General features: G+C 72.7%; 7 protein-coding genes. 5 read left to right on the top strand and 2 right to left on the bottom strand.

Annotated elements, in window-relative coordinates; all coding sequences use genetic code 11:
* The 4 genes from K6I34_RS20630 to K6I34_RS20645 all read left to right on the top strand — a co-directional run.
* Positions 1-1,440 (top strand): AAA family ATPase (locus K6I34_RS20630; protein ID WP_229327793.1); only part of this gene is annotated, 1,440 nt, incomplete at its 5' end.
* Positions 1,441-1,534: 94 nt separating this feature from the next.
* Positions 1,535-2,422, top strand: a complete 888-nt coding sequence (locus K6I34_RS20635; protein ID WP_229327794.1) for an NAD(P)-dependent oxidoreductase — start codon at positions 1,535-1,537, stop codon at positions 2,420-2,422.
* 368 nt (positions 2,423-2,790) lie between these two features.
* The gene (locus tag K6I34_RS20640; RefSeq protein WP_229327795.1) at positions 2,791-4,350 is read left to right on the top strand and encodes an aspartate aminotransferase family protein; all 1,560 of its coding nucleotides are present in this window, start codon (positions 2,791-2,793) and stop codon (positions 4,348-4,350) included.
* 166 nt (positions 4,351-4,516) lie between these two features.
* Positions 4,517-4,930, top strand: a complete 414-nt coding sequence (locus K6I34_RS20645) for a nuclear transport factor 2 family protein (protein ID WP_229327796.1) — start codon at positions 4,517-4,519, stop codon at positions 4,928-4,930.
* A gap of 168 nt (positions 4,931-5,098) precedes the next feature.
* On the opposite strand, the gene K6I34_RS20650 is transcribed toward K6I34_RS20645, so the two are convergent.
* A complete protein-coding gene (locus K6I34_RS20650; RefSeq protein WP_229327797.1) occupies positions 5,099-6,277 on the bottom strand; it encodes an acyl-CoA dehydrogenase family protein in 1,179 nt (392 codons plus the stop codon).
* 88 nt (positions 6,278-6,365) lie between these two features.
* Positions 6,366-6,788, bottom strand: a complete 423-nt coding sequence (locus K6I34_RS20655; RefSeq protein ID WP_229327798.1) for a nuclear transport factor 2 family protein — start codon at positions 6,786-6,788, stop codon at positions 6,366-6,368.
* Between the two features lie 303 nt (positions 6,789-7,091).
* On the opposite strand from K6I34_RS20655, the gene K6I34_RS20660 reads away from it, so the two are divergent.
* Positions 7,092-11,474, top strand: a 4,383-nt coding sequence (locus K6I34_RS20660) for a beta-ketoacyl synthase N-terminal-like domain-containing protein (protein ID WP_275127109.1), incomplete at its 3' end; no start/stop codon positions are given.

Here is an 11,474-nt window from a genome sequence, read left to right on the forward strand (position 1 = left end):
GCCCCCGCGTTCACGGCGGCGGAGGCTCCGCACGGCGCCCCGGTGAGCGAGCGCAGGACCGTCAGCGTGCTCCTCCTGCGGACCGTCGTCGACACGGATTCCACGGGACTGGACACCCTGGACGCCGACGCGGCGCTGGAGGACGCCGCCGTCACGGTCCGCCGTGAGGTCGAGGCGTTCGGCGGCACCCTGACCGCCTCGATCGGATCGGTCTCGCTGGCGGTGTTCGACATCGCGCAGGCCGACGGGAACTGCGCGGAACGGGCCGTGCGCGCGGCGCTGGCCGTCCGTGACCACTTCCACGGCCCGGCCGCGCCGGACGACACGTACGGCCCCGCCGTGATGGCGGCGGTCAGCACCGGCGAAGCGCTGGTGCGGGTCCGGCCCGGAGCCACCGGCACCGTGCCGTCCGTGGCCGGAACCCTGCTCGACTCGTGCCAGTCGCTGCTGGCACAGGTCCCGGCGGGCACCGTACGGGTCTGTACGGAGACCCGCCGTGCGACCCTGTCGGCCATCGCCTACCGGGGGCCGGACGACGTGCCCGCCGGGCGGCACGCGAGCGGCGCGCTGCTGGAGTTCGAAGGCCACCACCGCGCCCCCGTCGTGGACCGCGAGTACGAACTGGAGGTACTGGGCGGCCTGCTGGAACGCGCCCGGTACCGCGCCGTTCCCCACCTGGTCACCGTGCTGGGCGAGGCGGGCAGCGGCAAGTCCCGGCTGCTGATGGAGTTCGAGCGCCGGGCCTCCGAGCTCCCCGAACCCGTGCGCTTCCTCTCCACGGCCACTCTGCCCGCCACCGAGGACGGCCCGTTGGCCGTGCACGCCCGGATCCTCGCCGCGTGCTGCGGCATCCTGCCGGACGACACGGCACCGGACGCCGCCGCCAGACTGGCGGGCGCCATCGACGACCTGGTGGGGCCCGGCGAGCGGGCGGACTGGCTGCGCTCATGGCTGGAACCCCTGGCCGGGCCGGACCCGGCGGACCGCGACGCGCACCCGGAGACCGTACGGGCATGGCGCCGGCTGATGGTCGAGATCGCCCGCGAACAGCCCCTGGTGGTGGCCGTCGACGGCCTGCACCGGGCCGCCGACCGGGTCTTCGAGGACATCGAGGACCTGGCGGACTCCTCGGGTTCGGTGCCCCTGCTCGTGATCGCCACCGCCCGGCCCGAGCTGCTGGAGCGCCGCCCCACATGGGGCGGCGGCAGACGCCACGCGACCACGATCACCCTGGGCCCCGTCCAGGGCACCCCCATGGGGCGCGTCCTGTCCCTCCCCGTGCCCACCATGCGCTGCGGGCATCCGGAGCCGGTGCGCGTCGGGCGCTCCGCCACGGCGGGACTGATCTCGCTGCCGCGTGCCGCGGGAGGGCTGGGAACGTTACCGGCCATGTCCACATACGCACTTGATCATTTCAAGGTCGGCGGGCGATGCTCGTGACACGACCTCCGCACACTTCCCGGCTCCAGCACGGGATTTCACCAGAAGATCCACCAGAAGAACACCAGAAGAACGACGAAGGAACCCACACATCATGACCAACACCCCTGCCGGCGCGCCCGTCACCGTGATCGGCCTCGGCCCCATGGGCCAGGCCCTGGCCGGCGCCTTCCTGAAGGCGGGTCACCCGACGACCGTCTGGAACCGCTCGGCCGACAAGGCCGCCGAGCTGGTCGAGAAGGGCGCGGTGCTCGCCCCCACGGCCGCCGAGGCCATCGCCGCCAGCCCGCTGGTCGTCGTCTGCGTCATCGACTACGGCGTCGTCCACCGGATCCTCGACCCGGAGACCGCCGCCCTCAAGGGCCGGACCCTGGTGAACCTCACCGCGGACTCCCCCGAGAAGGCCCGCGAGACCGCCAAGTGGGCGGCCGAGCACGGCTTCGACTACCTCGACGGCGCGATCATGACGCCGACCGTCACCATCGGCGGCCCCGCCGCCTCCGTGCTCTACAGCGGCCCGGAGGAGGTCTACCGGACCCACCAGCCCACGCTGGCCGCCCTGGGCGGCACCGGCTCCCACCTCGGTGCCGACCACGGCCGGGCCGCCGCCCACGACGTGGCCCTGCTCGACATCTTCTGGACGGCCATGAGCGGCATCACGCACGCCTTCGCCCTGGCCAAGGCGGAGAACATCAAGGCCACGGAGCTCACGCCGTTCGCCCAGGGCATCATCGGGCTGCTGCCCACCATCATCGCCGACTACGCGGAGCAGATCGACGCGGAGAACTACCCCGGGACCATCTCCAACGTCAGCTCCGCCGCCGCCGGCATGGAGCACATCATCCACGCCGCGGACGACCGTGGCATCGACACCGGTATCCTCCGGGCCGCCAAGGCGATCGCCCAGCGGGCCGTCGACGAGGGCCACGGCAGCGACGGGTTCTCCCGTCTGACCGAGGTGCTCGGCCGCCCTTCCGCGTGACCATGACGTGCGTGCCGGTCCGGTGATCCGGGACCGGCACGCACGCGGCCAGGGGCCGGAACGCCCCGCCCGCCAGGCCGCCCGCCGGTGACCCCCGCACCGGAGGGCGGCCCGTGCGAACGGCGTTCCGGCCCCTTTTCCTGTTCCGGCCCTTTCCCCATTCGGGCCCCTTTCCCTGTTCCGGCGCCTTTCCCCGGCGCCCACGCACATTCCGCTCATCGGCCGGTCATCGCCGTCCATGACCGCCCATTTGGCCTTTTCCCAGGGGCCTGTTGATAGGGTCGGCCCGCATATCGAGGCTGCCGGGGCGCATTCGCCCTCCCTCAGGGCGGCAGTGTTCCCGGGCGACCGCTCAACAAGGGGACGGCATGACTCACAGCACAGATTCCGCAGCACTCGACGGACTTGAACTGGCAGAGCCTCATCTCGGCAACGTGCTCTCCGCCTCCGGGCTCGACGCCGAATACGTGCGTGCCGAGCGGAACACCCTGTACCTCCGCGACGAGAACGGTCAGGAGATACCCGTTCTCGATTTCGTCGGCGGTTTCGGCTCCCTGATCCTGGGCCACAACCACCCGGAGATCGTGGCCTACGCGAAGGAGCTCCTGGACGCGGGCACACCGGTGCACGCCCAGTTCTCCCGGCACCCCTACGCCAACCGCGCCGCCGCCGGGCTGAACCGGATCGTCCAGCGCGAGACGGGTACCGACGAGCCGTACTACGCCGTCTTCGCCAATACGGGTGCGGAGGCCGTCGAAGCGGCCGTCAAGCACGCGGAGTTCGACCGGTTCCGCAAGCTGTCGGCGCTCCGCGAGGAGATCGAGGCGCACGGCGAGGCCGCGCGGGCCGCGGTCCTCGCGGGCGAGGCGGCCGTCGCGGACGGCCGGGACATCGAGGACCTGCTCGCCGAAGCGGCCCGCCACAACGCCGGGCAGCTGTCCAGGCCACCGCTGTTCCTCACCCCCGAGGGCTCCTTCCACGGCAAGCTGGTGGGCAGCGTCCAGCTCACCCACAACCCCGCGTTCCGGCTGCCGTTCCAGGCACTGGCCGCCCAGGCCCGGTTCGTCCCGCTCGACCAGCCGGAGCAGATCGCGAAGATCGTCGAGGGCGAGCGCGGCGTCCTGCTCGACCCGGTGGTCGAGGGCGGCTCCGTCACCGTCGCCGAGCGGGCGTTCCCGGTGTTCTGCGCCTTCGTCCTGGAGCCGGTCCAGGGCGAGGGCGGGATCAACGTCGTGAGCGAGGAATTCGCGCGCGAGGTCCAGCGCGTGTGCGCGGAGATCGACTGCCCGGTCGTGGTGGACGAGATCCAGAGCGGCATGGGCCGTACGGGGGCGTTCCTCGCCTCCTCCCACACGGGCCTGCGCGGCGACTACTACACCCTGGCCAAGAGTCTGGGCGGCGGCATCGCCAAGACCTCCGTCACGCTCATCCGGGCGAGCCGCTACTGCAAGGACTTCGAGCTCGTCCACAGCTCCACCTTCGCCAAGGACGCCTTCTCGACCCTGATCGCCATCAAGGTGCTGGAGCTCCTGGAGGCCGACGGCGGGGCCGCGTACCGCACCGTCACCGAGCGCGGCGAGCGCCTCCGGGAGGCTCTTGAAGAGGTCCGGGAGGAGTTCCCCGGCGTGCTCAAGGAGGTGCGCGGCAAGGGGCTGATGCTGGGCGTCGAGTTCCACGACCAGTCGGGGTCCGCCTCGGAGATCATCGCGGGTGTCTCGCAGTCCGGTTTCCTCGGCTACGCGGTCGCCGGGCATCTCCTGCGCGCGCACCGCCTCCGGCTCTTCCCCACCGGCAGCGCGTTCAACACCCTCCGTCTGGAGCCGTCGCTGTACCTGACCGACGAGGAGATCGGCCGGCTGCGCACCGGCCTGCGCGGTGTGTGCGCCCTCCTGCGGGACGCGGACGGCGAGGCGCTCGTCCAGCCGTGAACCGGCGCTTCCGCGAGGGGGCCGAACGGCCCTTGACAGCTGGTTACTTGGCAGTGAGCGGCCGGTAGGAGCGGCCCCCTAGCGTGGAGGAGTCCGTTCGGGCCCGGTGCCGGTCACCGGGCCCGGCACTCATCAGGGCCATGCGAAGAAAGCGGGGACACATCCCATGACCACCGGCACGTCCTCCGACGTCGACCTCTACAACCTCGACCTCACCGACGACCCGGAAACGCAGAACGACGTCTTCCTGCTCGCCTTCAACACGGGCGAAGGGGCCGTGTTCGACCGGCTCTACCGCGAGGACGCCATCTCCAACCTCTCGGGCGCGCCCCTGACGGGCGCGGAGCGCACCGCGAGCATCACGGAGATCCTCGCGCAGAAGCCGGGGCTGAAGGCCACCTACCGTTACGCGGTCACCGCCGGCGACGTCTCGATGATCGTCGTGGACTACGACATGGAGATGCCGTCGGCCGACGGTACGCGTACCCGGATGCGCGGCACCTGCACCGACGTCCTGCGGCGCGGGGCGGACGGGAAGTGGCTCATGGCCATCGACCGTCCGGTCGCGCTGGCCGAGTGACGCGTCCGGTCCTGCCCAGGGGCCGGTCCCCGCACCTCGGTGCGGGGACCGGCCCCTTCGGTGTGCGCGGCTGCCGGGCGCGCGGAAACGGCCGTACGGGCCGGGAGCGCCATGCTCCCGGCCCGTACGGCCCGACACGGGGACCGCGGGGACCGCGGGACCCCGGGGTTACAGCAGCGGGGTGTCGGCGTCGAGCCCGAGCAGGACCCGGCCCTGCACCTCCAGGTTGGTGCTGAGCAGCAGCAGCGCGTGCAGGGCGAGGCCCTGCGCGTCACGGTGGAAGCGCTGCAGGGGGACGCTGTTCTGGATGACGCTGGCGCCGCTGGCCCCGTAGAGGACCTCGACGGCCTCCTTGGCCAGCTGGATCGCGAAGGCGGCCTGGCCGCGCGCGATGGCCTTCTCCTCGATCGTCGGCTGCTCACCGGCGTCCGCGCGCTCCTGGAGCAGCTTCAGCCAGCCGGCCTCCAGCCCCTCCGCCGCGGCGATCTTGTTGGCCGCGGTGGCCACCTGGATCTGGGTCAGCGGGTGCTGGGTCTGGTCGGTCCACGAGGTGTACGTGATGCCGCGGCCCGGGACGCGCTCCAGGAACAGCTCCAGGGCACCGCGGGCGATGCCGTTGAAGACGGCCGCGCACTCGGCCATGACGAAGCTGAACAGACCGTAGAAACGGCCGCCGTCGGCCGGGTTCTCGCGCCCGGGCGTGGTGTTGAAGATGGCGTCGCCGAAGCCGACCACGCGGTGGGCGGGGACGAAGACGTCCTTGAGGGTCGTGGTCGAGCTGCCGGTCGCCGAGGCCGCGGAGGTGTCCCAGTCGTCGGCGACGGTGAACTCGGAGAGCGGCACGATGGCGACGAGGTCCTCGTGGGTGCCGTCCTCCTTCTCCAGGAGGCCCGCGACGATGTTCCAGTCGGAGCCGCGGCAGCCGGTGTTGAACTTCCAGAAGCCGTTGAGCGTGTAGCCGCCCTCGGTGGGCACGAAGGTGCCCGTCGGCGCGAAGCCCCCGGAGACGCGGACCGAGCCGGCCGCGAACACCTCCTCCTGGGCGCGGTCGGAGAAGAGGGTGGAGACGAACGCGTTGGAGACCCACACCATCGACACCCAGCCGGTGGAGCTGCAGCCGCGGGCGATCTCGGCCAGGACCCGGGCCTGGTCGGCCAGGGGGAGCCCGAGTCCGCCGAAGCGCGCGGGCACCGCCATGCGGAACACGCCGGCCTTGTCGAGGAGATCGATGTTCTCGTCCGGGAGCCACCGTCGTTCCTCGGCGTCGCGGCCGTTCGCGCGGAGCGTCGGGACGATGGCCGTGACCGCGTCGAGGACTGCCGCGACGCCGGAGTCGGTCTGGGACATGCAGATATCTCCCTGGCTGGATTCGTGATGCGGTGGGGAGAACATACGAGAACGCCCCCATTGGATGGCCATTGCCTGGTAACCGCGGTTACTTGACATTCCGGGGGTCACCGAAGGGGTCGTCGATGGCGTAGCGCCACTCCCCGTCCTCGGCGCGCGTCAGCACATCGGCGCCGATGCCGCTGATGGTCTCGCGCCCGCCGTCCTCGCCGTCGTGCTCGATGGACCAGTCCACGATCAGCAGCGCGGTGTCCTCCATCACGTAGGACTCGCGGATCTTCGTCGTCAGCCGCGGGGCGAGGGTGAGGAAGGCGGCGAGGTCGTCCTTGCGCGCCTGGCCCGTCAGCGGCTTGCCCGGCTCCCAGTGGGAGACGGCGTCCTCGGTGTAGAGCCGGTTGATCGCGTCGGCGTCACCGGAGTTGAACGTCCGGGTGTAGTGCTCCAGGTGTTCCGCGACCCCGCCCGCGTGCACGGCACCGGCGTCGAGGGTGGTCCCGACAGTTCTGGTCATGGCAGAAACTCCCCCAATTGTTCGGGTGGTTCGGGTGGTCGGCATCGGTGCGATCGATGCCGGGCGGAACGATATGCGAGCCGGTCGCGGTCGCCGCACACCGTCAGGTAACGGGCCGTTCATTCCGCCGCGGCGAATACCGCGGGGCGGGCAGTGACCGGACATTGGACGGCGATCGTCCGGAGCGGATTAGCGTTCGGCCGAAGTGTGGTGGATGCACATGGATCGCTTTGTCGTGCACGCCGGCCAGGAATTCCGATTCCAGGACCCGGCGGTCGTTCAGGAAAGGGACAGCCGAGGGTGATGACTAGTGAGCAGGGCCCTGTGACAACCGGCGAGTGCGGGAAGCGGAGTCGCGCCCACGGTGCGATCGCGGTTGTGGGAATCTCCTGCCGACTCCCCATGGCGCCGGACCCGGGCGCGTTCTGGGCGCTGCTGGAGCACGGCACGAGCGCCGTCACCGAGGTGCCCCGGGGCCGGTGGGAGGGCACGGGCGACGGCCGCGCCGCGCGCGGCGGGTCCCGCCGGGCCGGCTTCCTGGATTCCGTGGACGGCTTCGACGCCGCCTTCTTCGGCGTCTCCCCACGGGAGGCGGCCACCATGGACCCGCAGCAGCGGCTCGTCCTCGAACTGGCCTGGGAGGCGCTGGAGGACGCGGGGATCGTGCCCGCCTCCCTGGAGGGCAGCCGGACCGCCGTCTTCGTCGGCACGCTGCGGGACGACTACGCCGCCCTGCTCTACCAGCACGGCGAACAGGCCATCACCCAGCACACGATGACCGGGGTGAACCGGGGAGTCATCGCCAACCGGGTCTCCTACCACCTGGGGCTGCGGGGGCCGAGCCTGACCGTGGACGCGGCGCAGTCCTCCTCGCTCGTCGCCGTGCACCTGGCCTGCGAGTCCCTGCGCGCGGGCGAGTCCACCACGGCCATCGCGGCCGGTGTGAACCTGAACATCCTGGCCGAGGCCGCGGTCACCGAGGAGCGCTTCGGCGGGCTGTCGCCCGACGGCACGGCCTACACCTTCGACGCGCGCGCCAACGGGTTCGTGCAGGGCGAGGGCGGCGGTGTCGTCGTCCTCAAGCCCCTCGCCCGGGCCCTGGCCGACGGCGACCACGTCTACGGCGTGATCCGCGGCAGCGCGGTCAACAACGACGGCGCGACGCCGGGGCTGACCGTGCCGAGCCAGCTCGCCCAGGAGCAGGTGCTGCGGGAGGCGTACGAGCGGGCCGGGGTGGACCCGGCCGCGGTCCAGTACGTCGAGCTGCACGGTACGGGCACCCCGGTCGGCGACCCCATCGAGGCGGCGGCGCTGGGAGCGGCGCTCGGCGCGGCCCGCCCGCAGAGCGACCCGCTGCCCGTGGGCTCGGTCAAGACCAACATCGGGCACCTGGAGGGCGCGGCGGGCATCGCGGGCCTGCTCAAGGTGCTGCTCAGCATGCGCCACCGCCGGATCCCGGCGAGCCTGAACTTCGAGCGCCCCAACCCGCGGATCCCGCTGGCCGCCCTGGGCCTCGCGGTCCGGAGCGAGACGGGCGACTGGCCGCACCCGGAGCGGGAACTGGTCGCCGGAGTGAGCTCGTTCGGCATGGGAGGCACCAACGCGCACATCGTGGTCACCGAGGGCCCCGCGGGCGCGGACACCGGTGACGACCGGGCGCCGGAGGCGGACGCACCGGCGCTGACCCCCTGGGTCGTGTCGGCCTTCGGCCCCGAGGCGCTGCGCGCGCAGGCGGAGAAGCTGCACGACGCCGTGGCCGCCGACGAGGCCGCCGACAAGGCCGCGATCGGGCTGTCGCTGCTCTCCTCCCGTGCGCTCTTCGACCACCGCGCGGTCGTCATCGCCGAGGACCGCGACGGGCTGCTGTCCGGTCTGCGGTCGCTGGCCTCGGGGGTTCCCGACCGGTCCGTGGTCTCGGGGTCGGTGCGGCCCGGCCTGCTGGGCGTGGTGTTCACCGGCCAGGGCGCGCAGCGTGTGGGCATGGGGCGGGAACTCCACGCCGTGTTCCCCGTGTTCGCCGCGGCCTTCGACGCGGCATGCGCCGAACTCGACCCGCACCTGGACCGGCCCCTGCGCGACGTCATCGACTCGGGCGAAGGACTGGACGACACCGCCTGGACCCAGCCCGCCCTCTTCGCCCTCGAAGTCGCCCTCTTCCGCCTCATGGAATCCTGGGGCGTACGCCCCGACTACCTCGCCGGGCACTCCATCGGCGAGATCGCCGCCGCCCACGTGGCAGGGGTCCTCACCCTGGAGGACGCCGCACGCCTGGTCACCGCACGCGGCCGCCTCATGCAAGCCCTCCCCACGGGCGGCGTCATGATCGCCGTCCAGGCCGGCGAGGACGAGGTCCTGCCGCTCCTGGAGGGCCGCGCGGACGAGGTCGCGATCGCGGCCGTCAACGGGCCGTCCTCCGTGGTCGTCGCCGGGACCGAGGAGGCCGCCGAGGCGGTCGCCGGTCTGCTGCGGGAACAGGGCCGCAAGACCCGGCGGCTGTCCGTCAGCCACGCCTTCCACTCGCCGCTCATGGCACCGATGCTGGAGGAGTTCCGGTCGGTCGTGGCGGCCCTGGAGTTCCGGGAGCCGCGGATCGCGGTGGTCTCGACGGTCACCGGCGAGGTGGTCACGGACGGCCAGTGGTCCTCGGCCGCCTACTGGGTGGACCAGGTGCGCCGCCCGGTGCGGTTCCTCGACGCCGTCCGGTCCCTGGAGGACGCGGGCGTGACCGCCTTCCTGGAGCTCGGCCCGGACGGCGTCTGTTCCGCGATGGTCTCGGACAGCCTGCGCGACGCGTCCGCCGCCTCCGCCGTGCCGGGGCTGCGCAAGGACCGGGCGGAACCGCAGGCGCTGACGGCGGCCCTCGCCGCCCTGTTCGTCTGCGGCAACCCGGTCGAGTGGGGCGTGGCCTTCGAGGGCACCGGGGCCCGCCGCGTCCCCCTGCCCACGTACGCCTTCCAGCGCGAGCGGCACTGGATCGACGGCACGGCGCGTACGGCTCCGGTGCTCGCGTCCGCGGCGTCGCGCGAGCCGGCCGCCGCCGGTTCCGGGCCGCGCGGCGAGTTCGGGCGGCGGCTCGCCGCGCTCGGCGGGGCCGGGCGGGAGCGGGCCGTACGGGATCTGGTGGCCGCGCACGTCGCGGCGGTGCTGGAGTACGCGCCGGGCCGGCAGGTGGACTTCCAGCTGCCGTTCAAGGAGCTGGGCTTCGACTCCCTGATGTCGGTGGAGCTGCGCGACGGCCTGGCCGCCGCGACGGGGCTGCGGCTGCCGGGCGGCCTGCTCTTCGACCACCCGACGCCCCATGAGCTGACGGAACGTCTGCTGACGGAGCTGACGGGCACGGACGCGCCGGACGAGGTCCGCTCCGCCGCCCGGGCCGACGGCGACGAGCCGATCGCGATCGTGGGCATGGCCTGCCGCTACCCGGGCGGGGCCGGCTCGCCCGAGGAGCTGTGGCGGCTCGTGGCCGAGGGCGTCGACGCCGTCTCCGGCATGCCGCTGGACCGCGGCTGGGACGAGGACCTGTTCGACCCCGACCCGGAGCGCAGCGGCAAGAGCTCGGTGCGCGAGGGCGGGTTCCTGCACGACGCGGCGCTGTTCGACGCGGGGTTCTTCGGGATCTCGCCGCGCGAGGCCCTGGCGATGGACCCGCAGCAGCGGCTGCTGCTGGAGACCGCGTGGGAGGCCGTGGAGCGCGCGGGGCTCGACCCCCGGTCGCTCAAGGGCAGCCGTACCGGGGTCTTCGTCGGCGCGACGGCGCTGGACTACGGGCCGCGGATGCACGAGGGCGCCGAAGGGGCCGAGGGGCATCTGCTGACCGGCACCACCCCGAGCGTGATGTCCGGCCGCATCGCCTATCAGCTGGGGCTGATAGGGCCCGCCGTGACCGTCGACACGGCCTGCTCGTCGTCGCTGGTCGCGCTGCACATGGCGGTGCGTTCGCTGCGGCAGGGCGAGTCGGCGCTGGCCATCGCGGGCGGTGCGACGGTGATGTCGTCGCCGGGGATGTTCGTGGAGTTCTCCCGGCAGCGCGGCCTGGCGGCCGACGGCAGGTCCAAGGCGTTCGCCGCGGCGGCCGACGGCACCTCGTGGGCCGAGGGCGTGGGCCTGCTGCTGGTGGAGAAGCTCTCGGACGCGGAGCGCAACGGGCACCGGGTGCTCGCGGTGATCCGCGGCTCGGCCGTCAACCAGGACGGCGCCTCCAACGGGCTGACCGCCCCCAACGGCCCCTCGCAGCAACGCGTCATCCGCCAGGCGCTGGCCGACGCCGGTCTGGAGCCCGCCGACGTGGACGCCGTCGAGGCGCACGGCACCGGCACCCGGCTCGGCGACCCCATCGAGGCGGAGGCGCTCATCGCCGCCTACGGCCGGGAGCGCGCCGGTGACCGGCCGCTCTACCTGGGCTCGCTGAAGTCCAACATCGGCCACACCCAGGCCGCCGCGGGCGTCGGCGGTGTGATCAAGATGGTGCAGGCGATGCGGCACGGCATCCTGCCCAGGACCCTGCACGTCGATACGCCCACCCCGTTCGTCGACTGGGAGACCGGCGCCGTCGAACTCCTCACCGAGGAGCGGGAGTGGCCCGATACGGGCGCGCCCCGCCGGGCCGCCGTCTCCGCCTTCGGCATCAGCGGCACCAACGCGCACGTCATCATCGAACAGGCCGTCCCCGCCGCCACTGTCTCCGCC

The organism is Streptomyces sp. UNOC14_S4 (assembly GCF_020740835.1).
GTDB lineage: Bacteria > Actinomycetota > Actinomycetes > Streptomycetales > Streptomycetaceae > Streptomyces.